This is a genomic window from Micromonospora sp. NPDC126480 (assembly GCF_040302465.1).
Taxonomy (GTDB): domain Bacteria; phylum Actinomycetota; class Actinomycetes; order Mycobacteriales; family Micromonosporaceae; genus Micromonospora.
In genome coordinates this window covers 25,186-49,471 of the sequence record NZ_JBEORU010000042.1, presented here as the reverse complement: position 1 = coordinate 49,471, position 24,286 = coordinate 25,186, and the positions used below count along the sequence as shown (strand labels likewise).

Annotated in this window: 14 protein-coding genes, 2 tRNA genes and 1 pseudogene; 11 read left to right on the top strand and 6 right to left on the bottom strand. The window is 68.9% G+C overall.

The genetic code is table 11. From position 1 onward, the window contains the following. Positions 1 to 190: 190 nt before the first annotated feature. Positions 191 to 724, top strand: a complete 534-nt coding sequence (locus tag ABTW87_RS28125) for a YbhB/YbcL family Raf kinase inhibitor-like protein (RefSeq protein WP_350654213.1) — start codon at positions 191 to 193, stop codon at positions 722 to 724. A gap of 75 nt (positions 725 to 799) precedes the next feature. Here the strand turns inward: ABTW87_RS28125 and ABTW87_RS28120 are convergent, their stop codons facing one another. Further along, positions 800 to 1,519, bottom strand: coding sequence for a methyltransferase domain-containing protein (locus ABTW87_RS28120; protein WP_350654212.1), 720 nt, complete (start codon positions 1,517 to 1,519; stop codon positions 800 to 802). Positions 1,520 to 1,730: 211 nt separating this feature from the next. Here ABTW87_RS28120 and ABTW87_RS28115 point away from each other — a divergent pair, with 211 nt between their 5' ends. Then, entirely contained in the window at positions 1,731 to 3,551 is a 1,821-nt protein-coding gene (locus ABTW87_RS28115; protein WP_502891660.1) for a DUF6311 domain-containing protein, read from the top strand. A gap of 35 nt (positions 3,552 to 3,586) precedes the next feature. Here ABTW87_RS28115 and ABTW87_RS28110 read toward each other — a convergent pair whose 3' ends face one another. Next, on the bottom strand, positions 3,587 to 4,366 hold the full coding sequence (locus ABTW87_RS28110; protein WP_350654216.1) for a hypothetical protein: 780 nt from the start codon (positions 4,364 to 4,366) through the stop codon (positions 3,587 to 3,589). A 270-nt stretch (positions 4,367 to 4,636) separates the two neighbouring features. On the opposite strand from ABTW87_RS28110, the gene ABTW87_RS28105 reads away from it, so the two are divergent. Beyond that, complete coding sequence (locus ABTW87_RS28105) at positions 4,637 to 6,154, top strand: peptide deformylase (RefSeq protein WP_350654211.1); 1,518 nt, start codon at positions 4,637 to 4,639, stop codon at positions 6,152 to 6,154. A 153-nt stretch (positions 6,155 to 6,307) separates the two neighbouring features. Here the strand turns inward: ABTW87_RS28105 and ABTW87_RS28100 are convergent, their stop codons facing one another. Continuing rightward, positions 6,308 to 7,426 carry a globin domain-containing protein gene (locus ABTW87_RS28100; protein ID WP_350654210.1) on the bottom strand — a complete coding sequence of 373 codons (1,119 nt, stop codon included), beginning with the start codon at positions 7,424 to 7,426 and terminating at the stop codon, positions 6,308 to 6,310. A 143-nt stretch (positions 7,427 to 7,569) separates the two neighbouring features. Between ABTW87_RS28100 and ABTW87_RS28095 the strand changes: the two genes are divergently transcribed. Then, positions 7,570 to 8,340 carry a CPBP family intramembrane glutamic endopeptidase gene (locus ABTW87_RS28095; RefSeq protein ID WP_350654209.1) on the top strand — a complete coding sequence of 257 codons (771 nt, stop codon included), beginning with the start codon at positions 7,570 to 7,572 and terminating at the stop codon, positions 8,338 to 8,340. 122 nt (positions 8,341 to 8,462) lie between these two features. Here ABTW87_RS28095 and ABTW87_RS28090 read toward each other — a convergent pair whose 3' ends face one another. Beyond that, a complete protein-coding gene (locus ABTW87_RS28090; RefSeq protein WP_350654208.1) occupies positions 8,463 to 9,707 on the bottom strand; it encodes a hypothetical protein in 1,245 nt (414 codons plus the stop codon). Positions 9,708 to 10,246: 539 nt separating this feature from the next. Here ABTW87_RS28090 and ABTW87_RS28085 point away from each other — a divergent pair. The 3 genes from ABTW87_RS28085 to ABTW87_RS28075 all read left to right on the top strand — a co-directional run bounded on the left by ABTW87_RS28085 (position 10,247) and on the right by ABTW87_RS28075 (position 11,196). After that, positions 10,247 to 10,337, top strand: a tRNA-Ser gene (locus ABTW87_RS28085). Between the two features lie 35 nt (positions 10,338 to 10,372). Further along, positions 10,373 to 10,448: transfer RNA gene (locus tag ABTW87_RS28080), tRNA-Arg, on the top strand. Between the two features lie 262 nt (positions 10,449 to 10,710). Continuing rightward, positions 10,711 to 11,196 (top strand): hypothetical protein, encoded by a 486-nt coding sequence (locus tag ABTW87_RS28075; protein WP_350654207.1) that lies wholly within the window; start codon positions 10,711 to 10,713, stop codon positions 11,194 to 11,196. 19 nt (positions 11,197 to 11,215) lie between these two features. Here ABTW87_RS28075 and ABTW87_RS28065 read toward each other — a convergent pair. Continuing rightward, positions 11,216 to 13,016 (bottom strand): annotated as a pseudogene (locus ABTW87_RS28065) (IS481 family transposase). A gap of 775 nt (positions 13,017 to 13,791) precedes the next feature. Here ABTW87_RS28065 and ABTW87_RS28060 point away from each other — a divergent pair. From ABTW87_RS28060 to ABTW87_RS28045, 4 genes are all read left to right on the top strand, one after another. Then, positions 13,792 to 14,832, top strand: a complete 1,041-nt coding sequence (locus ABTW87_RS28060) for a hypothetical protein (protein WP_350654203.1) — start codon at positions 13,792 to 13,794, stop codon at positions 14,830 to 14,832. A gap of 7 nt (positions 14,833 to 14,839) precedes the next feature. Continuing rightward, positions 14,840 to 16,624, top strand: coding sequence for a LamG-like jellyroll fold domain-containing protein (locus ABTW87_RS28055; protein ID WP_350654201.1), 1,785 nt, complete (start codon positions 14,840 to 14,842; stop codon positions 16,622 to 16,624). A 71-nt stretch (positions 16,625 to 16,695) separates the two neighbouring features. Then, complete coding sequence (locus ABTW87_RS28050; RefSeq protein ID WP_350654199.1) at positions 16,696 to 23,562, top strand: polymorphic toxin-type HINT domain-containing protein; 6,867 nt, start codon at positions 16,696 to 16,698, stop codon at positions 23,560 to 23,562. Between the two features lie 13 nt (positions 23,563 to 23,575). Continuing rightward, on the top strand, positions 23,576 to 23,917 hold the full coding sequence (locus ABTW87_RS28045; RefSeq protein ID WP_350654197.1) for a colicin immunity domain-containing protein: 342 nt from the start codon (positions 23,576 to 23,578) through the stop codon (positions 23,915 to 23,917). Between the two features lie 240 nt (positions 23,918 to 24,157). Here the strand turns inward: ABTW87_RS28045 and ABTW87_RS30310 are convergent, their stop codons facing one another. Next, the gene (locus tag ABTW87_RS30310; protein ID WP_502891662.1) at positions 24,158 to 24,283 is read right to left on the bottom strand and encodes a hypothetical protein; all 126 of its coding nucleotides are present in this window, start codon (positions 24,281 to 24,283) and stop codon (positions 24,158 to 24,160) included. Positions 24,284 to 24,286 lie beyond the last annotated feature (3 nt).

The following is a 24,286-nucleotide window of genomic DNA, read 5'->3' as shown; positions in this document are numbered from 1 at the left end:
AGGATTCTCAAGATCCAGGCGACGAGAGTGCTCACCGGCCGGCGGCTACCGGAGCCGAGTGTCCTACAACAACTCGGTACGACCCATTAGGCGACGATGGCTTCGTCGACCTGCTTCCGGTTCGCTCGGTGCCGTTCGCGGGGTATGAAGGTGCGCAGGAGAACCGCCCTTACCGGAAGGATCCGTCCCGATGACCCTGGAACGACCGATCGCCCCGGACCCGTACGAGTTGCTGCCGACGGTTCCGTCGTTCAACCTCACCAGCGACGACGTGCAGGACGGCGAGCCCATGGACATGGCGCACGTCCACCCGGGCGTCGGGGGCGAGAACGTCTCCCCGCACCTGGCGTGGTCGGGCTTCCCGGCTGAGACCAAGGGCTTCGTGGTGACCTGCTTCGACCCCGACGCGCCCACCGGCAGCGGCTTCTGGCACTGGGTGCTGGTCAACCTGCCGGCGACCGTGACCGAGCTGCCGCGCGGCGCCAGCGGCGAGGACCTGGCCGGCGCGTTCACGGTTCGCAACGACTACGGCGAGCACGGCTACGGTGGTGCCGCCCCGCCCGGCGGTGACCACCCGCACCGCTACCTCTTCGCGGTGCACGCCCTGGACGTCGAGGGCCTGGACGTCACCCCGGACTCGACCCCGGCGCAGGTCGGCTTCAACCTGGCCTTCCACACCCTGGCCCGGGCCGTGATCCGCCCCACCCACCAGGTCAAGGCCTGACCCCGCCCGCCTCCGTCAGGTTGATCAAGAGGTTTTGGTCTGGCTCCGTCCGTGGATCTGACGAAAACCTCTTGATCAACTCGGCTGGGAGGGGGTGCGGGCGACTGCGAAGACGGACTGGCCGAACGGGGGACGGACCCGCTGTTCCGCCGCCTTCGTGACCGGGAGGACCAACGTGTCGTAGACCTTGACCATCGGGCCCTCCTTCGGCATCAGCCGGAAGACCTTTGTCGCCATGAAGTAGCCGATCAGGCCGAGCGCGTTCGCGTAGTGGATCTTTTCGACCGTCAGGCCGGCCTCGGTCATCGCGGCGGCCAGCGTCTTCTTCGTGTACCGCCGGACGTGGCCGGTGGCGACGTCGGCCGGGCTCATCGCGAACTCGAAGGCGGGCACGATGATGACGACCGCACCGCCGGGCCGGACCAGGTCGCGCATGCTGCGCAGCGCGCCCACGTGGTCCTCGATGTGCTCCAGCACGTTGTACGACACCGCGGCGCTGTAGTCGCCGCGCTCCGAGTGCGGCAGCAGCATCTGGCGGACCTCGACGGACGGCTCGGCGGCGAGCCGCTCCTTCAGCGCGACCAGCCGGTCGGGGTCGGCTTCCGTGGCGGTGAAACGGGGTACGCGGTCGGCCCACTCCAGCGCGTAATCGCCGAGGCCGCTGCCGATCTCGATCGGGTTGTCACCGAGGTAGGGCAGGGCCAGCTCGACGAACCAGCGACGGTGGTTCACCGCGGTCGCGAGGCCCTCCAGCACCTCGGACTGCACGCGCTGATTTCCGGTGATCTCTGCCATGCGTCGATTCCTCACGGTGTGACTCGACCCGCGCCTGGACCGACAGAGTGAATCATCCGCGCCGAAGGTCGAACAAATCGGGGCACCGAGGTGGCCGAAATGTGGTCGGGGGGCGGGCACGAGATCGGGGGTCGGCGAACCCGGCACATGCTACCCAGTCCACCGAAACCTGTCACGGTGGCGCGATAGCGTGACTACTCTCTGAATTGTTATGACTACTCCCGAATCGGGCTCGCCCGGCGGCGCCTCCGGGGGCGGGATGGCGACCGAGGGGTCCGACCAGGAGTGGCGGTGGCCGCCCGGCTGGTCGCTCGACCTGCTTGCCGTGCTCAGTTTCCTCGGGTTGGCGCTCTGGGTGACCCTCCGGCTCTGGCTCGACCCGGGCCAGGGGATCCGGGACAACCGCACCGACCAGTCCCAGTTCGAGTGGATGATGGCGCACGGCGCCCGGGTGGTGACCGATTTCGTTTATCCGTTCACGTCGCAGCAGATGAACGTGCCGGAGACCGTCAATCTGATGGCTAATACGTCCGTATTATCCGTGTCTATACCAATGACACCGGTCACTCTGCTGGCCGGCCCCCGGGCCTCCTTTCTGCTCTTTCTCACCCTGGGAATGGCCGCGACCGCGACGTCCTGGTACTTCCTTCTCTCCCGGGTCCTCGTCCGGTCCCGTGGGCCGGCCTGGCTCGGGGCGGTGTTCTGCGCGTACGCCCCGGCGATGGTGTCGCACGCCAACGCTCATCCCAACATCGTCTCCCAGTTCGTGGTGCCGCTGATCATCTGGCGCACGCTGCGGCTCGCCGAGCCGGGTCGCTGGCTGCGCAACGGGCTCCTGCTCGCCCTGGTGATCGTCTGGCAGGCCTTCCTCAACCTGGAGATCCTGCTGATGACCGCGATCGGTCTCGGTGTCGTCGTGGCCGCGCTCGCCCTCGGCCGGCCCGCACTGCGCCGGCGGACGCGCCCCTTCCTCGCCGGGCTGGCGGTGGCCGCCCTGGCCGCGTTCATCGTCCTGGCGTACCCGCTCTACGTCCAGTTCTTCGGTCCCGGCGCGTACCGGGGCCTGTCCCCGCTCATCCGCGGCTACTCCACCGACCTGGCCTCCTTCGTGGCGTACTCCCGCGAGTCGCTGGCCGGTGACGAACGCGGCGCGAAGGGGCTGGCGAAGAACCCCACCGAGGAGAACGCGTTCTTCGGGTGGCCGCTGCTGCTGCTCGTCGGCGCGCTCACCTGGTGGCTGTGGCGCGACGTCGTCGTCCGCGCCCTGGCCGCGCTCGCGGTGCTCTTCGCGGTGCTGTCGCTGGGGCGGGAGATCCAGTTCAACCGCCGGGGCACCGGCGTGCCGGCGCCCTGGGCCGTGCTGGAGAACCTGCCGGTCCTGCACTCGGTGGTGCCGACCCGCTGGGCGCTGGCCATCACCCCGGTCATCGGGCTGCTGCTCGCGTACGGGGCGGAACGGGCCCGGGTGCTCGCCGGCCGCCACCCGTCGGCCCGGCCGCAGATCCGCTTCGCCACGGTCACCGTGCTGGCGATGGCCCTGGTGCCGCTCCTGCCCACCCCGCTGCCGGCGGTACGGCTCGACCCGACCCCCGCGTTCGTCACCTCCGGGGCGTGGCGACCGTACGTGGCGGGCGGGCGCAGCATCGTGACCCTGCCGCTGCCGGACACCCACTACGCCGACCCGCTGCGCTGGTCGGCGGAGACCCGGCTGGAGATGCCCATCGCCCGGGGTTACTTCCTCGGCCCGGACACCCGCCCGGGCCGGCGCCGGGTGGCCCTGTTCACCGCGCCACCCCGACCGACGAGCGACTTCTTCGGTCAGATCCGGCGCACCGGCGCCGTGCCGCCGATCACCCCGCAGGCGCGGGTCGCAGCCGTCGACGACCTGCGGTACTGGCGGGCCGGTGCAGTGGTGCTTGGCCCGCACCGGCACGCCGACGCGTTACGCCGGGGCATGACCGAGCTGACCGGCGTGCGGCCCACGTACACCGGGGGTGTCTGGCTCTGGGACGTGCGGGATCTGACCGACTGACCCGACGCCAGGCACAGCCGCCGGGGCCGGCGCGGTCAGGCGGGCCGGACGCAGCAGCCCTGGCAGATCTTGGGCTTGGGGAGGGTGAAGGCGAGGCAGCAGGTGCGGCGCTGGACGGTCGGCTCGCCGGCCGGGCCGGGGACCAACTCCACCAGGTCGTCCAGATCGAGTGCGCCGAGCAGCGTGTCGATCGTGGCGACCGTGGAGCCCGGCAGGCCGTCCGCGGCCCGCAGGATGCCGTGCGCGATACCGGAGGCGACCGAACCCAGCAGCGTGCGGGTGCCGACCCGCACCTCCGCCTGGATGGCCGAGATCATCGGGGCGAGGTGGGCGTCGAGCAGCGAGGCCCGCAGGGCCCCGAGCAACTCCGCCTCGCCGGACACCACCCGCACCTCGGGCAGGCCGGCCAGCGCCAGCGGGTCGCCCGGCAGGACGGCGACCCTGGTCGACCGGCGCAGGCCAAGGGTCAGCAGCGGCCGGTGGTCCTCGAAGTGGATCAGCACGTCCGACGGGTCCAGCAGGGGCACCCGGCGGGCCGAGGCCCAGCCGAGCACCGCCGGCAGCGCGGTCCAGTAGCTGTACGACTTCCAGGCGAGCGCGGCGCAGGCGTGCGGCGTGCCACCCCACCGGGTGCCGGCCGCCTGCAGGAACTCGGGGAGCCGGGTGCCGTCCACCAGGCAGGTCGCCGGTGACCAGCCCGACTCGTCGGCCACCAGCAGGCCGGGAGCCAGCCCCGGGATGTCGTCCGTGCCGAACATCTGGCGGAGGGTGGCGGTGACCGGGGCCAGCGTGGCGGCGGCTTCCCGCCCCGGCATGACCGCTGTCACTGGCTGTCCCCCGTCCGAAGCGCCGACCGTCTGAGCTAAGGCTAGCCTAACCCCCTGCGATCAGTCTAAGGGAAGCCTCACCTGATTTCGCTCTGCTCCCGCTCGACGGCGTACTACCCGTGGTCCGGTCCGGGAAACGACCGACGGAGTATCGACGCTTGTCGTTGCAGAGTCAATGGTCCTGTCGACAAGGTGGCAGTTCCGTACACGACCGGCGACAGAACGTGAAACTGAATACTCCCGGCCACGAGGAAGCTGATGACGACCTCACCGCTCGATCGGGCTGCCGACTCCTTCGCCGCCGAACTCGCCCGCCACCGGACCGGGCGGGGCCTGTCCAAGAAACAGCTGGCGACGCTCATGGGATTCGACCCCTCGTACGTCAGCCACGTCGAGGGGCGCCGACACCGCCCCACCGAGGACTTCGCCCGCCGGGCGGAGGCCGTCCTGGAGGCCAGCGGAGCGATCTGGCAGCGTTTCCGGGAGTACGACGACCTGCGGCACGCCCGCGGCGACCGGGCCCACCGCGAACCGCCCGCCCCCGGGCAGTGGCTCCCACCCGGCACCGGCCTGATCGTCGAACGCGAACAGGCCACTCTCACCTACCTCGACGACACGTACCGGTGCGTGATTCGCCGGGAGCTCTACAACGCGGGCACCGAACCGGTCACCCGCTACCTCGTGCGCGTGGCCGTCGACCGCTACCCCAGCGACCCGGGCCGCTCCAACCGCCACCACCGCGAGCACCCGCTCACCTTCGCCGAACTGCAACTGCGCGCGCACCGGCTGGACGGGGACGAGCGCGAGGCCATGCACTGGCGGGCCAAGCACGACCGGGACGCGTTCAAGGAGATCTGGCTGCTCTTCGAGAACGCCGACCGCCGCTTCCCCCTCTACCCCGGCGACCGCGCCACCATCGAGTACGCGTACCACGTCGGCGCGGACAAGTGGGGGCCCTGGTTCCAGCGGGCGGTCCGGGTGCCCACCCGGCACCTCGCCGTACGCCTGGACCTGCCGGCCTCCCTCGACCCGCAGGTCTGGGGCGCGGAGACCTCGCTCTCGGCGGAGGAGGGCCCACTGCGCACCCCGGTCGCCCGCCGCGACGAGGGCGACCGGATGATCTTCGACTGGGCGACCGACGAGCCGCCGCTGAACGCCCGCTACCGGATGCAGTGGCGGTTCCGGGCCCGGCCCGAGGCCGACGCGGACGAATCCGGCCGGGTCCGGCCCAGCGACCGGATGCGCGGCCTCGGCATCCTCCAGCGCGGCGCCGACCTGCTGCGCCAGCCCGCCCAACCGTTCGACCTGCCGCGCGAGGAGCAGACCGCCCGGGACGTCGTCGACCGGCTCGCCGCGGCGCTGCTCCGGCTCGACGAGCTGCACCCGTTCAGCAAGGGCGTCGGGATCGCCGCCCCGCAGATCGGCATCGGCCGGGCCGCCGCGCTCGTCCGGCCGCCGGACCGGTCCGTCGAGCCGGTCGTCCTGTTCAACCCGCGCGTCGTCGACGCGTCGCCGGACGCCGACGAGCAGTACGAGGGCTGCCTCTCCTTCTTCGACCACCGCGGCCTGGTTCCCCGCCCGCTCCGGATCGACGTCGAACACGCCCACCTCGACGGTGGCCGGATCATCACCTCGTTCGAGTACGGCATGGCGCGGCTCGTCGCACACGAGATCGACCACCTGGAGGGGCGCCTCTACGTCGACCGGATGACCCCCGGGATGCCACTGGTGCCCGTCGAGGAGTACGGCTACTCCGGCCAGCCCTGGCGCTACTGACGCCGGCGGCACGACCACGTCCGCCCGGGTGGGAAGGACGGCCGGGCGGACGTGGTCGTGCGGGGCGGTGCCGGTCCGCCCGTTCGGGGGGACCGGGGCGCGTGCCTGAGCGGGCGGAGGCACGCGCCCCGGTCCTGGGGGGAGAAACGCCTTTCACAGCCCGCCGAAGGTGTCGTACCGGGTGCGCTCCGGCGGCACGCCGTCCTCAGCGAGTACGCGCAGCGTCGCCCGGACCATCGGCGCCGACCCGGAGACGTAACAGTCGTGGGCCGTCCACGGGCCGTACCGGGCGATCACGTCGGAGATGGCACCCAGCTCGCCGTCGAAGTCCTCGTCCTCGCTGCACGCCGGCGTCACCGACAGCCACGGATGCCGGGCGACCAGTTCCCGGAGCTCGGGAAGCCCGTACAGGTCGTCGCGCGTCCGAGCCCCGTAGAAGACGTGCACCCAGCGCGTCCGGTTGTAGCTCGCCAACTCCTCGACGAGGGCCTTGACCGGGGCCAGCCCGACCCCTCCGGCGACGCAGAGGATGTCCCGCTCCGACTCGCGGTCCAGGGTCATCGAACCCATCGGCGCCGCCACGCGTAGCAGGTCGCCCGGCTTCACCCGGCGTACCAGCGCACCGGACACCCACCCCGCGCCCTGCGGCGTCCGGACGTGGAACTCCAGCACGTTGTCGTCGTTCGGCGCGTTGGCCACCGAGTACGTGCGCCACACCCGCGGGTGGTAGCGGGGCACCTCGACGCTCACGTACTGGCCCGCGCGCCAGCGCAGCGGGTGCTGCAGGGCGCGGACGGTCAGCACGGCCGTGTCCGGCCCGTACCGCTCGTGGGTCAGCACCTCGGCGTGCCAGAACGGCGGGTCCTCGTCCGCGGCCGCCCCGGCGAGCATCTTCTCCGAGATCGCCGCGTACGCGTCCCGCCAGGCCTGGTCGTACTCCAGATTCCAGCCGTCGCCGGCGGTGCTGCGCAGCGCGTCCAGCAGCGCGACGCCCATGGTCTCGTAGTTCTTCGCCGCCACGTGGTACTTCCGGTGGTCCCGGCCGAGCGAGCGGAGGTACTCGTCGAAGCTTTCCGGGTCGTCGACCGTGTGGATGGCGGTGATGATCGCCTCCAGCAGGCGGTCGCCCTGGCCGGTCATCTGCACCGGGAAGAGCTGGCGCAGCTCGGGGTCCAGCAGGAAGAGCCGGGCGTAGAAGTGACCGCTCAGCCGGTCCCGGTGCTCCTCGACCAGGGTCCAGCTCTCCTTCAGTAGCCGCGCGACGTCGTCCACGGAAGCGTGCTCCTTCTCCGTACGGGGATCGGGCACCCATAGAATGTCCACGGAGAGTGTCGACCGGTCGCACAGAATGTGCGACCAGCTCGTGAGGTCTCCTCGGCGCCACGCTCGGGCGCGCGGTCAGGCACAGTGGTGCGGTGACCCTCGAGCTGGACCGCCCGGTGGCCCGCCGGACCCTGGGCACCGAGACGCTACTGGTGCTCGGCCTGTCCCTCGGCCAGTCGGCCGTCTACGCCCTCGTGTCGATCGTCGCCAAGCTCACCGCCGACGGTCCGCTGTCCGCGCAGACCGCCGCGCTGAACACCTCCCGGTCCGCGCGGCCGTACCTCGACCTCACCTACCAACTGCTCGGCATCGCGTTCGCGCTGCTGCCGGTGCTGCTCGCCGTACACCTGCTGGCGCGGGACCCCGGCGACCCCGCCCGGACCCTCGGCCTGGACGCCCGGCGTCCCGGTCAGGACCTCGCCCGCGGCGCCGGCCTGGCCGCGCTGATCGGGCTGCCCGGCCTCGCCCTGTTCTGGGCCGCGGCCCAGCTCGGCCTGAACGCCACGCTCGTGCCGGCCGCGCTGCCCGACCTGTGGTGGGCGGTCCCCGTGCTGATCCTCGCCGCCGTGCAGAACGCCGTGCTGGAGGAGGTGATCGTGGTCGGCTACCTGGTCACCCGGCTCCGGCAGCTCCAGTGGCGGCTCGCCGCGGTCGTCGCGACCAGCGCGCTGCTGCGCGGCTCCTACCACCTGTACCAGGGCTTCGGCGCGTTCGTCGGCAACGCGGTGATGGGCGTGGTGTTCAGCCTGTTCTACCTGCGGACCCGGCGGGTGATGCCGCTGGTGGTGGCGCACACGCTGCTCGACATCGTGGCCTTCGTCGGCTACAGCCTGCTGCCGCGAGAATGGTTCGACTGGCTCTGACCAGTCGGCGCGGGCGGCACCGCCACGACGATGCCGGCGGCATGGATTCTCGGCGCGCCGCGGACCCTCGGATGCCGGCGGCATTGTCCCGCCGCCGGGCTCGGGAGCGCACGGAGTGGATCTCAGCCGAGGCGCGCGACCCGCGACGGCCGGTAGGCCGCGACGGCACGGGCCGCCAGGCGCTCGGTAGCCGCGGCGTCGCCCGCCGCGGCCGCCAGCGCCGCCGCACCGGGCAGCAGCCGGGACGCCAGCCGCAACGCCAGCCAGCCGCCCGCCTGCGCGGCGAGCGGCGCGGCCAGCCGCCACGCCGCCTCCGCCGCCCGGGGCCACGGCCCCTCGCCCGGACCGTCGAGCGCCCGCGCCGCCGCGAGCGCCGCCCGGGCGCTGTCCGCGTCCGGATGGACCTGGGTGAGGACAAGCAACTCCACCGCCCGGTCCGGGTGCGCCGGATCGCGCCCGTACGCCGCCGCCAGGTGCAGCACCAGGCTCGCCTGCGTCCACAGCACCGCCGCCAGCTCAGCCACCGGCGCGAACACGCCGGCCAGCGCGGCGGCCGCCCCGCCCGCCCCGGCCTGCCGGACGTAGCGCCGGGTCGCCAGCCGGGCCAGCCCGTCGCCCGTCACCCCGGGGTACGCCGACCGCAGCCCGTCGGCCCACTCGCGCGCCCGCGGCCCGATGCCCTCGACGGCGGCGAGGGCGAGCAGCTCCGGAGCGAACCCCGGATGATCGAGCACCCGGCGGGCGACCACCTCAGGCGTACGCGACGCGGCGGGCTCGGTCGTGACGGACCGCTCCTTTGCGGCGGGCGTGGTCGTGGTGGTGCTGGTGGGGTGGGGCGCTTCCTGGGCCGGAGGCCTGGTCCTGGTGGCGTTTGTCGCTCCGGTGGCGCTGGTTGTGGCAGGGCCCTGCTCGACGGCGGGATTCTTCGCCGCGGTGGAGCGCTTCCCCGCGGTGGGGCTCTTCGTGGTGGCAGCCGCGGTCTTGCGTGCGGGCGTCTTAGCGGCGGTGGCGCGCTTGGTGGCCGACCGGGCCGGCTTCGCCTCGTCGGCGGCCAGCGCACCCTGTTGCCCACCGCCCGTCGAACCCGGGTCGATCTCGGTAGCCGGTGCCGCCGCTTCCGGTGCGCGCGCCGCAGCCCGCTTGGTTGGCGTCGTGGCCCGTTTGGCGGCCCTGGTCCGTTTGGCGGCCGCGGCCTCTCCGGGGTCCCGGCTCTGCTCGGCGGCAGAGGGCTGGGTGGGTGCCGCAGTCCGCTTGGTGGCCCGGGCCTGCTTGATGGCCTCGGCCTGCTTGGCGCCCGCCCCCGCTGCCTCAGCCGGGTCCACCACGGCCACCGCTCCAGCGGCCGCGCTTCCTGTGTCGTCAGTCACGCCGGACTCGGTGCCGCCGTCCGGCTTATCCCCACGGGTGTCCTCCGCCATCGCCTCCGACGGCGGCTCTGCCGATGGTGGAATCTCCCCGCCACGCTGAGGGATGTTCACCTCCACGATGTCGGCGGCCGGCGGTTCCGACGCGGCCTGCGGTGGCGACGCGGCCTGCGGTGGCGAGACCGGTTGGCGGGGCGCGGGAGGCTGAGCAGCAGGCGGTTGGAACAGCACGGTCGGCGCCGGCTTCGCCCGCCGCTGTCGCGCCCGTTGGGCCTCGGCCGCCGGCGCGGGCTCCACGGGGGCAGGAGGCGGGGTGAACGTCGCCCGCGGGGAACGACGCCGCTTCTCCGCAGGCTCTCGACGATGAGACTCGCTCGGCGGCTGCTCGTGCATATCGATGCAGCGTAGTCTTGATCACGTTCCAGCACAGCGCTGAATCGCGAGGGCTCGCGAAGCCCGGCCGGCGTTCGGAAGGAAGTCGCTTTGCTCCCGGTGGGTGGGGACCTGTATCCTCGGGCCCGGTGGCCTGCGAGGGCCGCCGGGGAGACTTCGCCTAGTCTGGTCTATGGCGCCGCACTGCTAATGCGGTTGGGGTTTTAAAGCCCCTCCCGGGTTCGAATCCCGGAGTCTCCGCGCGAAAGCCGGTCGTGTAGGCTGGCTGAGCACCAGCGCCCGTAGCTCAACGGATAGAGCATCTGACTACGGATCAGAAGGTTAGGGGTTCGAGTCCCTTCGGGCGCGCCAAGCGACCAAGGCCGTGACCAGCGTAAGCGCCGGTCACGGCCTTGATTGTTTCCCGCGATGTGCCGCGATCTTCCACATGTTCGGACCGTGGTGCTGCGTTGTCACTGTGCCTGGTCTCGCATGACGGTTGACAGATCGGCGTCGCAGGACGCTTGACGCCAAGTAGTGATCGAATAGGTCTGGTGCTTGCGGTTGATGGTAAGCGTGTCAGGCTTCTGAGTCGTCGTGGTCCTGTCAGCCGTCGCGCCCGTAGGATCTGCTGATGATCGAACCGTCGCTGGTCACTCGGTCGTCGTTGCCGCACGTGTTGCCGATCGTGGCACCGATGCCGATGGCCGAGCTGCCGACCCGAACGTGGTCCGACGAGCAGTGGGAACGGATCAAGCTCGGCTACGAGGCTCGCGACATGGACGAGAAGTGGAACGTGTTCGTTGAGGACCAGGTCGCGTTCCTGCATCGCAGCTGGACCGGCAACGGGATCTTCGAAGCGTCGTTCTCGCCTGTTAGCGGCGGTGGTTTGCGTATCTCAGCGGCGACGGTGGAGTCCGACCCGTCGCGTTACCGTCGCAGCTCCGATCGATACGACCGGGTGATGGTCGAGCTTGTGCTCAGCGCGATCGTGCTCGGTGAACCCGCCGTGGATCTGCGCGCGGAGCTGGTCGCGCTGACATCGCAGGAGTCTGGACGCACCGACCTCCCTGCGGGCGTCATCGAACACAGTGCGCTCGGGCTGAGGTCAACCCCATAGCCGCCGACAAGTCGCTAGGTCACGCACGAAGGCGAGGCTGCTGAGCCTGACTCGGGATCGTGATCTGGTGTTTGGCTCTGGTGCGGTTCAGTTCGGTGGTGCTGCGGCGGGGCACGGCTGTGATCGGGGTGTCGGCGTCGTAGACGGTGACGGTGTGCTCGTCGAGGGCAACGGTGACGAGTTTGCGGGCGTGGACCTTCCCGACTTGGATCTTCTGTCCGGCGACCTGGAAGCTGCCGTTGACCGACACGACGCGCTCGATGGTCGGGGCGGTGGCCGGTGGTGGGATCGGGGATGCGGGTCGGGCGTCGCGGATGCGGCCGAGCGCGGTGGGCGGGAGTGGGCAGCGCAGGGTGCGGCGCAGCTGCGCGGCGTCGTCGATGACGTGCAGGAGGATGCCGTCGACGCGAACCCGGACCCGCTGGCCGGCAAGGGGCACGCCGACGCTGATCTGCCGGCCGGCGATGCTGATCCCGCCGCAGGCGTTGACGACCCGGTCGACCTCGACGGCGGTGGTCTGCGGCTCGGGCTGCGGCAATGGCGGTGGTCCGGCGGGGCTGCCGCCGTCGGCCAGTAGGCGGGCGAGGTCACGTTGGGACAGCCGCGACGGGCTGGACTTGATCCGGGCGCCCTCGGCAGTCAAAACGTGCAGCCGGTCGGTGTCGACCCAGATCGTGACCGAGGTGCCGGCGAGGGCGGGGCCGAGCCACACCTGCTGCTGGGCGACGGTCAGATTGCCCGACGGCGGAACGACCCGGACGAGCCTGCACCGGCTGCGGTCGGCCGGTGGACACGGTCACCGAAGCGGTGTCGACCTCGACGACGGGTGGCTTCCTCGGGGCCGGTGGTGCGCTGGGCAGCAGCCCGGACGGCAGGCGCAGCGGCAGGACGTCTGCCGGCGGTTGGCTCTGTCCTTGAGTGGGTCGGTGGAACCGGTCGGCGGGGAAGGCGTCATCGATACCCTGGTGGGGCCGGTCGTAGTTGTATTCGACGACGAACGCGTCCACCGCGGCCTGGGCCTCCTCCAGGGTCGCGAACACCCGCCCGTCCAGGCACTCGCCTTGCAGGCTCTGGTGGAACCGCTCGACCTTGCCGGTGGTCGTCGGGGTGCGGGGTCTCGTATTTCGGGCCACGATGCCGTTCTCCCGGCAGATCCGCTCGAACAGCACCTCACCCGGGCGGGGCTTGGTGAACCGGCCGGTGAACTGCTTGCCGTTGTCGGTCAGCACCTCACCCGGCGTCCCGAACCGGGTCAGGGCGGCGGCGAACGCGGCGCAGACGGCCCGGCCGGTCGCCCGACGCACCACGGTCGCGATCACGCAGTATCGGGAGTGATCGTCCAAGCCGGTGACGATCTTCGCCTCGGTGCCGTCAGTGAGGAGGACACCACCGACGATGTCCATCTGCCACAGCTCCATCGGCTCCGGACGTTCCCACCGCCGATAGTCCTCCCGCCGACGCTTCCGAGGCACCGCCGGAACCAGATTGTTGCGCCGCAGGATCCGATACACCGTCGCCCGAGCCGGCGCAGGAGTCACACCACGACGCCCTGCCTCGAACCGCAGCCGACGCGGACCCCACCGCGGATGATCCCGGCGCAGCTCACACACCAACGCCTCCGTCGAGGCGTCAACCCGGTGCGGGCAGACACGCGGCCGGTGCGACCGGTCCTCCAGGCCCTTGACGCCCTCGGCGGCATACCGGGCCAGCCAGTTGTGGATCGTCTGCCGCGACACCCCATACCGGGCCGCGACCTCCGTCTTCGGAGTTCCACCCAGGCACTCCATCACGGCGTGAAACCGCTGCTCCATGACGCTCAACTCCGCGAGTCCCACCCGGTGCTCCTCCCGCCTGAGTTACAGACGCAACGAGCACCAGGCCGACCAGGTGTCAAACATCAACCGAGGCCGCAGTGTCAACTATCAACCGGCGCACGACATGCTGCGTTGTCACTGTGCTGTTCGGCGGGGGTTCGGGGTTCGTGCTGGTCCCTGCTGACCAGTGCGTTTGCGTGTCGCCTTGTCTGGATCATGGTCGGGATGCCGGTACGTGGGCGTACGACAGTTGTCCACTGTGGTCATCGTTGTGGATCTTCTCTGCCGGGTGCCCGGGTGCCCGGGTGCCCGGGTGCCCGGGCGGTCGGTCGCAGACTGCAGTCTCAACGCCAGCGTCTGTCATCTTGGCCGTCCCTCGGGAAGGTGTTGTGGGCCGCCTGGCTGGTGCCCGATGACGGCTCGGTGAAGGAAGCTCGCTTCTTCAGCCTGGAGCCGGTTGCGGTAGGTGATCTTGTTGGGTGGTTGTGTCCGGGCTTGACTGGTCCGTCCTCACCAGTTGTGTCGGGGTCTGTGCAGTGGCCGTCCGCATCGATACCGTTCCCTCGTCGATGATCCACCGTACGGGGAGGGCCTGGTGAATCGGTTGGGTTGGGGCGCAGCGTGGCGGGCGTCCGTCCGCCGGTTGCGGCGGTCGGGTCGGCCGGCAGGTCCGTCTACCAAGCGATTGTCGGCGCCGGTCTCGGTCGTCTACAGAAGGCGTGCCACGGGGCGGCGGAGGCCGGATCGACCGCTCGTGGCGGGTGTCACCGGTGTGTTGACCATGTCGTTGCTGCCGGTTGTCACCGTGACGGCGTCGCCCCCGGCGTGGGCGTCGTCGCCGGTTGGGTGTGTGTCCGCCGTTGAGGATGAGGCGCAGGCGGTGCGGTTGGCGGTGGAGTGCGGGCAGCGGGTGGAGGTGTTGTCGGCGCGTACGCCGTGGGTGACGACGACGGCGGAGGAGACGGGGGAGTTGACGTGGAGGGCCGCAACCGTCGCTGAGCGGGCGTACGTGGACGGCGAGTGGCGTTCGGTGGATCCGATGCTCAGGGTCAGCGCTGGCGGGATTGAGCCCACGGCTCCGGTGTTGCCAATGCGGTTCAGTCCTGGCGGGGACGCGCCGTTGGCGCGTATCGAGCACGAGGGCCGGGCGCTGGAGTTGTCCTCGCCGTTGGGATCGCTGCCGGCGCCGTCGGTGTCGGGGCGAACTCTGGTCTACGAATCGGTGTTGCCGGATGTTGACCTGCGGGTGTCGGTGGACGAGGACGGTACCGGGTTCACCGAGGTCCTGGTGGTGCATACGCCGGAGGCTGCGGCGAACCCGGCGTTGTCGCGGCTGAGTTTTCCGTTGCGGACTGAGGGCGGGCTGTCGGTGCGGGAGCACGACGGTGGGCTCAGTGTTGTCGACGGGTCTGGGCTTGAGGTTTTCGCCTCGCCGACTCCGCTGATGTGGGACTCCTCCGGTGGGGTGGACTCGTCTGACGCTCCGCTACGCAGCTTCGGCGCCCGCGCGTTCGACGACGCGCCGCTGCTTGTGGAGCGGGGTGTGGCTCCCGCGTCGGAGGACCAGGTGGCCGCGATGCCGGCGGAGTTCGACGGGGAAGCGGTGACGATCACGCCGGACCGGGAGATGCTGACCAGCCCGGAGACGGTGTGGCCGGTGTTCATCGATCCGACGTTCGATGCTGGTGAGGGTGTTACGCCCAACGACTGGACGATGATCGCTGAGGCGTGGCCGGCGGAGAGCTACCACAAGTTCTCCGGTGACAACGGTGTGGGGTTGTGTTCGACGGGTGTTCGCTCGCTGTGTCAGGACAGGCCGTAAGCGTTTGGTGTGGGAGTACAACATCCCAGCGGCAATCCGTGGATCGAAGGTTTCCTCCGCCAAATTCCAGGCATACAAGACCCACGCCTACAGCTGTGACCAGACGGGCTGGGTACGGCTGTATCGGGTGAACTCGATTACTTCCTTGTCGACCTGGAGCAATCACCACGCGCACTGGGATGACGGTGGAACGGCTCCCAGCATGGACTCGCAGGCGCCGAATGGCCAGTGCACCGGGTGGGAGGAGTGGGATGCCACCTCTGGCGCTCAGGCCGCGGCTGACAACAGTTGGGTTTCGCTGACCGTTGGGCTGCGGGCGGCTAACGAGAGCAACATGCAGAGCTACTGGCGTAAGTTCCGCAGTGACGCCACGTTGTCGATCACGTTCAATCGGTATCCGAACGTCCCTGGGACTCCGTCGCTGGATCCTTCGGAGACGGTCGGGTCCGGGCCGAGCGGGTTCATCACGCGGGATACGACGCCGCAGTTGTCCGCGACGGTGTCCGACCCTGACGGGGCGTACGGGCAGACGGTCCGGGGTGTGTTCCAGATCTACCACAGCGGGTCGACATTGTTGTGGCAGGGCGAGTCGGCGCTGGTGAGCTCGGGTTCGAAGGTGTCGCCGCAGACATCGCCGCCGGCGCTGTCGGAGAACGTGCTGTACACGGTGCGGGTGTGGGGCAAGGACTCCGCAGGGTTGATGTCGAAAACCTGGTCGGATTACATCCAGTTCAAGGTTGATGTGACTCCGCCCGCGGCGGCGGCTGTGGTGGTGCCGCAGGAGGTGGGTACCGGCATCCAGGCGAAGTACACCGAGAACGCCTGGGCCGGGGGGATCGGTCAGGTGGGCAAGTTCGCGTTCAAGCCCAACGGTGTGACGGACGTGAACCGGTACAGGTACTCCTTTGACAGCCTCACCCACACCCACGAGGTCTCCGCTGCCGCCAACGGTGACTCGGCGAGCCTGGTCTCGTACGCGCCATCGTCACCAGGCCTGCACACCCTGCGGGTGTGGACGGTAGACATGGCCGGCTGGGTGATCGCGAACCCAAAGGTGTACCAATTCTGGGTCCACACGGCGCCGAAGGCGGCGTGGTGGTGGTTGGACAGCAACGGCACTGACTCAGCGGGTACGAGTCCACTCACTCTCAGCGGCACGATCAACTGGGTGGATGGGCCCTGGCTCAGCGGTGACTATCCGACCGACAAGGCGCTGCGCCTGGACGGGTCCACGACCCAGGCGACGACGGCCGGTCCGGTTGTGCAGACCACAGGTAGCTATACGGTCACCGCCCTGGTCAAGCCCGGTGACACCAGCGGATCGGACGTGGCGGTCAGCCAGGACGGCACGTACGCCAGTGGATTCCGACTCGGCATCATCGACTGGGGCTGCCCGCCAGAGCTCGGGACTCGGTGCTGGGGGCTATGGCTGGCGAACAGCGACGCCGCCGGCACCTGGTGGCACCGTCTCAACCCGCAGGTCAGCCCAGAGGACCCGCAGCGCTTCGCGATCCAACCGGGCCAGTGGACGGCGTTGGCTGGTGTGTACGACGCCGGGACTGGTGAGCTGCGGCTGTACGTCAACGGTGAACTGGCCGGGGTGAGGTCGCACACGGCGACCTGGGACGCGGTCGGCAAGCTGCGGATCGGGCACGCGGCTCTCGGCGCGAACACCGAGCTGCGCTGGACCGGCGACCTGGATGACGTGCGGGTGTACAGGGTGGCACTCGACGAGGCGACTATTCGCCGTGTCGCTTTCGGCTCCCGTGACATCACGGACATTCCTCAGTGACGGCAGCACCCACTGCAAGCGAGACAGTCAGCGTCGACGGTCGCTGCCGCGACCTGGTGTGAAGGAGCAACGTGAACAGGAGCGGTGCCGCTGTGGCGGGTCGGGTTCGTCGCGTCGTGATCGGTGGCGTTGCCGTGGCGCTGACCGTCGGATTGGGCTTGGTGGCACCTTCCGGGGGTGATCCGGCCGCCGCCAGCGGCGATCCGCAGGCCGACCCCCGGTGGCGGGAGAAGCGGATGGCAGCCTGGCCCGATATCCCCGACACGCCAACCACCCCCGGTCGTGTGCAGAAGGTCCGTGCTGTGCCCGAGCGTCCGAGCCTCCCGTCGTTCACGGTGTCGGCGGTCACGTGGCCGACCGCAGGTTCGGCTTCCATTGAGATCCCGGCGGGTGGCGCTGCGCGCCGGACGAGCGCGGCGAAGCCTGGCGGCCTGCCCGTGCAACTATCCCGCGCGGACGGGTCGGGCGCTCCGGCCGGAGCGCGGGTGGACGTGTTGGAGCGATCCGCCGCAAAGGCCGCTGGTGTGGAGGGGGTGCTGCTGCGGGTACGGCCGCAGGACACCTCGGGACAGGTTCAGCTGCGAGTGAACTATTCGCAGTTCGCGCACGCCTACGGGGGTGACTGGGCATCTCGGCTCCGGCTCGTCCGCTTGCCCGACTGCGCTGCGACCACACCGCAGCGCGCCGAATGCCGCACCGGCACCCCGCTCGAGTCACGCAACGACGCTGCGGCGCGGACCGTCGAAGCCGCGATCACCCTCAGCAGTAGCCAGGAGCAGAATCGTTCCCGAGAGAGCGGACAGCGGGCCTCGTCGGTGGTGACGGTCGAGTCCACCGGGGCGCTGTTCGCGCTGTCCGCAGGCACGTCCGGGCCGGCGGGTGACTGGTCGGCTACGCCGCTGTCGTCGTCGGCGACGTGGCAGGTGTCGACGCAGACCGGTGACTTCTCCTGGTCGTACCCGTTGCGGGTGCCGCCGTCGACGGGACCGGTGCCGCAGTTGTCCTTGTCGTACTCATCGGGCTCCGTGGATGGGCGGGTCGCCTCAACCAACAACCAAACGTCATGGATCGGCGACGGCTGGGACCTGTGGCCCGGCTACGTGGAGCGCAAGTACATCCCGTGCGCTGACGACAACGACGACGATCCGGCGGGAGCCAACAATGCCGGGCACGAGACCGGTGATCTGTGCTGGAAGAGCGACAACGCCACCATCTCGCTCAACGGGAAGGCCTCGGAGCTGGTCAAGGACGAGGCCGCCGGCGCGTGGCGGTTCAAAGAGGATGACGGCTCGAAGATCGAGCGGTCATCCGGTGCCTGGAACGCGGACAACAACACCGAGTACTGGAAGGTCACCACCACCGACGGCACTCAGTACTTCTTCGGCCGAGACAAGCGTTCCGCCACGGACCCGGAGAATCTGTCGTCGGCATGGACGGTTCCGGTCTTCGGTAACCACCCGGGTGAGCCCTGCTACCAGAGCAGCTTCGCGTCTTCGCACTGCCAGCAGGCCTGGCGATGGAACCTCGACTACGTGGTCGACCCCCGCGGCAACACGATGACCTACATCTACGGCCGGGAGAGCAACTACTACGGCCGCAACCTCAACCAGGCGGCGTCGACCTATCACCGTGGCGGCTACCTGGCGGCGGTCGAGTACGGCGAGCGGTTCGGGTCGGAGGCGTCCACCACCGCGCCGATGCGGGTCGAGTTCAACGTGGCGGAGCGGTGCCTCAGCAACTGCGGCAGCCTGACGGATGCCACCAAGGCGAACTGGCCGGATGTGCCGTTCGATCTGATCTGTGATTCCTCGACCTCCTGCCCGAACGTGATGTCCCCGGCGTTCTTCACCCGCAAGCGACTGACGTCGGTCACCACCAAGGTGCTGAACGGTTCGGCTTACGACAACATCGAGACCTGGATGCTGGCCCACCGCTTCCCCGACCCAGGGGACGGGCAGAGCAACCCGGTCATGTGGTTGGACAGCATCGAGCACAGGGGTATGCGGGGCGCCTGGCTCACTCTGCCAAAGGTGACCTTCAACGGGGTGCAGTTGGCCAACCGCGTGGACGCGGCAGGAGACATCGGCCCAGCCATGATCCGTTACCGCATGTCGGGGATCGACAACGGCACCGGCGGCCGAATCACGATCAACTACGACCCGGCGGACTGCACCCCGTCAAGCCTGCCGAGCACGCCTCAGTCGAACACCCGGCGCTGTATGCCCGTGTACTGGACTCCGGACGGCGCTTCGGAGCCGGTGCTGGAGTATTTCCACAGGTACCGGGTCGACAACGTGGTCGCCGACGCCGATCCGATCGCGCCGGGTGACCCGGAGGTGGTCACGGACTACGTGTACGGCGACGCACCTGCCTGGCACTACGACGACAGCGAGCTCATCGAGCCGAAGTACCGCACCTGGAGCGAGTTCCGCGGCTACGGCACCGTCGACGTGCTCGTCGGCAACCCCGGCAACCAGTCCAAGACCCGCTACCGCTACTTCCGCGGAATGCACGGCGACCATTTGCCCAGCGGCAGCCGGCAGGTGCAGGTCGACGGCATCGACGACCACGACCGGTACGCGGGCTTCCTCCGCGAACAGATCACCTACAACGGCGCCACCGGCTCCGAACTGAACGCCACCATCAACACCCCGTGGCTGTCACCAGCGACCGCGACCGGCGCCGACGGCACCAAAGCGCTCCTGCTGGGCACCCGCACCGTGGACACCCGCACCACCGCCCCGGCCCTGCCCGGCGGGGTGCGGCGAACCAAGACCGTCACCAGCTTCGACAACACCTACGGCATGGCCACCCAGGTCGACGACCAGGGCGACACCGCCACCAGCGACGACGACGTGTGCACCCGCTACGAGTACGCCCGCAACACCGGCCTGCACATCGTCAGCACCGTCTCCCGCACCGAAACCGTCTCGGCCACGTGCGCCGACACGGCGTCGCGTCCAGGTGACGTTGTCTCGGACAAGCGCAGCTTCTACGACGGGTCGGCCACCTTCGGCGCGGCGCCGACCAAGGGCCTCGTGACGCGGACCGAGGAGGTCAAGTCCTACTCCGGAACCACCCCGGTCTACGTCACCACGTCCACCACCAGTTACGACACCCAGGGCCGGGTCAAGACCGCCGCCGACGCACTCGGGCGTACCACAAGCACGACCTACACCCCAGCCGACGGCGGACCGCTGACCCGCACGACCGTCACCTCACCGGACCCCGACGGATCCGGACCCCTGACCGCGCACACCACCACCACCGACCTCGACCCGGCCTTCGGCACACCGAAGAAGGTCACCGACCCGAACAACAAGGTCACCCAGGCGACCTACGACCCACTGGGCCGGCTGCTCAAGGTCTGGCTTCCCGGCCGGACAACCAGCCAGACGCCCCATCTGGAACACAGCTACCTTGTGCGCACCGACGGCCCGAACACGGTCACCACCAAGAAGCTCATCCACAACGGGTCGCAGACGACCAGCATCCAACTGTTCGACGGGCTGCTACGCCCGCGGCAGACGCAGTCCACCGCCGCCGGCGACAACGGCGGACGGGTCATCACCGACACCCGCTACGACGCCCGCGGCCTCGTGGCCGCGACCAACCACGAGTACCACGACCTCGGCGCACCCGGAACCAGCCTGTTCATTCCGTCGACCACCGTTCCGGGCCGTACCGAATATCTCTATGACGGCGCTGGCCGGGCCACGACCGAGATCTTCCTCAAGCAGGGCGTCGAACAGTGGCGCACCATCACCAGTTACGGCGGTGACCGGGTCACGGTCGACCCGCCGACCGGAGGCACCGCCACCACCACCATCAGCGACGCCCGCGGCCGCACCACCCAGCTATGGCAGTATCTCGGCGACGCTCCCACCGGCACCCACCAGGACACCAGCTACGGCTACGACCACGCCGGCCGGCTCGCCTCCGTCACCGACCCCGCCGGCAACCGCTGGACCTACGGATACAACCTGCGCGGCCAGCAGACCTCGGCCACCGACCCGGACCGCGGCGAAACAACCTCCACCTACGACGACGCCGGACAGCTCACCGGCACCACCGAGGTAGGCCGCAGCATGCGGCTGGGCTACTTCTACGACAACCTCGGCCGAAAGACCGAACTGTGGCGGCTGCTCACCTCAGGCAACCGGCTGCGCGCCACATGGGCATACGACACCGTCGTCAAGGGGCAACTCGCCTCATCCACCCGATACGAGAACAGCGGCGCCCAGTACACCACCGCCATCACCGGCTACGACAACGGCTACCGACCCCTCGGCCAGTCCGTCACCCTCCCCTCAACCAACGTGCCCACGGGCGAGGCAGCCATCGCCGGGACCTACACGACGAAGTACACCTACACCATCGACGGACAACTCGAAACCCTCGAGCTTCCAGCGGCAGGCAACCTCGGAACCGAAACCGTCACCACCTACTACGACGCCGTCTCCATGCCGGATTGGATGGCAGGTGGACTGGGCTGGGGCGTATACGCCGCCGGCGCCACCTGGTCGGCATACGGGCAGCCGCTACTGCTCGACCTGGGAAGCACCTACTTCCAGCACGTCACCTACGACTACGAGACCGGCACCAACCGGCTCAAGAACCAGAAACTGCTCCGCCAGAACGTCTCCGGCTACGCCCTCGACGCCACCTACGACCACGACAAGACCGGCAACATCACCTCCATCATCAACCGGCCCGCCGGCGTCGCGGTCGACGCCCAGTGCTTCACCTACGACGGGCTGCGCCGCCTCACCGAGGCCTGGACACCGGCCAACGCGACCTGCTCCACCAGCCCCACCACCACCGGGCTCGGCGGCCCCGCCCCCTACTGGACCACACTCACCTACGACGCCGTCGGCAACCGCGACATCGAAACCCGACACGCCACCACCGGCAACACCGTCCGCGACTACAACTACCCCGCCCCCGGCAACGTTCGCCCCCACGCCGTCACCCAGATCAGCGAAACCGGTCCCGGCGGAAACAAGACCTACCAGTACAGCTACGACGCCTCCGGCAACACCACCTGCCGGCCCGCAGGAACCGCCAGCAACACCTGCCCCACCGGCACCAGCTCACACACCATCAGCTGGGACGAAGAAGGACGGGTTTACAGCGCCACCGCCAACGGCAAAACCAGTACCTACGTCTACACCCCCGACGGCCAGCGACTCATCCGCCGCGAAAACGGCGTCACCACCGTCTACCTCCCCGGCGGACAGGAACTCCACCTCACCGTCGCCAGCGGAACCAAAACCGCTACCCGCTACTACACCTTCGCAGGACAAACCGTGGCCGTCCGCACCGGCACCGGACTTGGCGGCGTCTCCACCCTCGTCGGCGACCACCACAACACCGCAAGCCTGTCCATCGCCAACACCACCAACACCCTCACCCGCCGCTATAGCGACCCATTCGGCAACCCACGCGGCACCAACCCCACCTGGCCCGGCGACCACGGCTTCCTCGACAAACCCAGAGACGCCAGCGGTCTGACCAACGTCGGCGCCCGAGAATACGACCCCAGCATCGGCCGGTTCATCAGCGTCGACCCCATTATGGATCTCACCGATCCCCAGCAATGGCACGGCTACGCCTACGCCAACAACAACCCGGCGACATTCTCGGATCCCACGGGGCTAAAGCCTTGCGGCGATAGTCAGTGCCACGTCACCGCGACCCCGAACTCGGGCGGCGGCTGGACCGTCAGCGGAGGTGGCGGAAGCAGCGGTGGCGGTGGCGGCGGTGGCGGTGGTGGTGGTGGCGACGGGAACGGGTCGAGCACCCAGGCCGCAACGCCCGAGCCCTTCGCCTTCTACGTCACCGCCTACTACTGCGGCTATGGAGCGATGCCAGGCGGATGCCACATCACTTCCCGCTCGGATGAGGACGTGGCTCGAGCACTAGCAAGCTACCTGTGCGCGTACTTCAACGAGTGTTCTGCCGAGCGGGCCTACGTGTACGCGAGGACCAAGTCCTTGCACGAGATCTGGAGCAACGTTCCGATTCTTGGGGCCGGGTCGAGCGCGTGGTTGATCAACGACTCCATCAAGAATGGTGATGCCCGCGGCGCCGCGCTCGAGACGGCTGGCCTTCTACCCCTACTCAAAGTGTTGAAAGGACCCAGGTACGCCGACAAGGTGGCGTGCGGCCTGAAGAGCTTCGGCGGACATACCGAGGTTCTGATGGCAGACGGCAGCACCAAACCGATCAAGGATATCGAGGTTGGTGACCTTGTGATGGCCACCGACCCCGAAACCGGGGAGGAGGGAGCTCGCAAAGTAACCCACCTCTGGGTGCACGCGGATCAACTGGTAGACCTCCAGGTCGACGGTGGTGACGTAACTACGACCGAGGACCATCCGTTCTGGAATGAGACCGACCAGCAATGGCAAGACGGCCAAGCCCTCGACACCGGTGACCTGCTGCTGGCCGCCGACGGAGCAACGGTGGCTGTAGGCGGGCTTGACTGGAGCAGCACCCGCCGAGGCATGGCCTACAACCTCACCGTCGCCGACATCCACACGTACTATGTGCTCGCCGGCAACACACCGGTCCTCGTTCACAACACGAATGGGTGCGGAACTGCGGCTGCTGGTTGGGCCAACAAGGCTGACTTTGCTGACAACAAAACCCTCAGTAAAAAGTACGATGCGCACGCTGCGGACTTCGGTATTACTGGAAATAGGAACAAGGCTAATCTTGCTGCGTTTGAGGGTGCGATGCGCTCGCACATGACTGCGCCCGGCACGAAGATCTACAGGTTCAATTATCGAGGGCAAGGCCAGGCGGTAGGGTTTATTGATCCTTCAACCAACAACATGGTCATGTTGAATGCAGGAACCGGAAAGTTCTGGACCGCATATAGACTTGGTGACAACCAGTTCTCTGGCATTGTCAACAAGGGCTACCTCTGGTAGCCGGGAGGCATTGATGAACATGCAGAAGCCACAGGATCGTGCCTGGTCAGCTCCGTCCGAGGTGACGCCGGGTACGGGTGTGGCGTGGCAGCTTCGACTCATGAACGATCTGGCCAACGGGCAGATGTCAGGCCCAGAGTTTGCGAGAGCGTGGCTGTCTGCCCGGCGCCGGGTGTTGGACGGTAACGAGCGAGTTCGGGAGAACTTCGAACGCATCCTCTACGACGTTTTCTACCTGCTGGACGATTATGTTATTGACCCCGCGCTTCGCGGCCCTGGTGACATCACAGATGAGCAATTGGTCGACCGAGTGCGCGACTCTCTCGAACGGCTGAGGGGGTTGGAACGCAAATAGTCGCATGATTGACCCCTGCCTTAGATGCCTGGTTGTTCGCAGATGGTGGCAGGTGTTCGATAACAGAGTGTCGCCACTACCGTGCGCATTGATGCAACTCCGTTGTGCGCTGGTGGTCGTGGTTGTTCGCTCCGGTTGCTGTCACGGTTGCTGTCACGGTTGCTGTCGCGGAACTTGCTACGTATGTAGATTGATGGATGTCAGCTTCCCCCGGTTTGCCGGACGGCTTCCGTTTGATGGTCAGGCCGCGGCTGCGGCCGGGGTGTGATGTCGTTCGTAGTCGATCGGTGACAGGTTGCCAAGGCTCGAGTGGCGTCGGCGTGGGTTGTACCAGGCCTCGATCCACTCGAACATGGCGTTGGCCAGTTC

Excerpts from the sequence above, each read along its gene's own strand:
- ABTW87_RS28125 (WP_350654213.1), top strand. The coding sequence starts at position 191 with ATGACCCTGGAACGACCGATCGCCCCGGACCCGTACGAGTTGCTGCCG.
- ABTW87_RS28075 (WP_350654207.1), top strand. The coding sequence starts at position 10,711 with ATGATCGAACCGTCGCTGGTCACTCGGTCGTCGTTGCCGCACGTGTTG.
- ABTW87_RS28045 (WP_350654197.1), top strand. The coding sequence starts at position 23,576 with ATGAACATGCAGAAGCCACAGGATCGTGCCTGGTCAGCTCCGTCCGAG.
- ABTW87_RS28105 (WP_350654211.1), top strand. The coding sequence starts at position 4,637 with ATGACGACCTCACCGCTCGATCGGGCTGCCGACTCCTTCGCCGCCGAA.
- ABTW87_RS28060 (WP_350654203.1), top strand. The coding sequence starts at position 13,792 with ATGTCGTTGCTGCCGGTTGTCACCGTGACGGCGTCGCCCCCGGCGTGG.
- ABTW87_RS28115 (WP_502891660.1), top strand. The coding sequence starts at position 1,731 with ATGACTACTCCCGAATCGGGCTCGCCCGGCGGCGCCTCCGGGGGCGGG.
- ABTW87_RS28120 (WP_350654212.1), bottom strand. The coding sequence starts at position 1,519 with ATGGCAGAGATCACCGGAAATCAGCGCGTGCAGTCCGAGGTGCTGGAG.
- ABTW87_RS28110 (WP_350654216.1), bottom strand. The coding sequence starts at position 4,366 with ATGCCGGGGCGGGAAGCCGCCGCCACGCTGGCCCCGGTCACCGCCACC.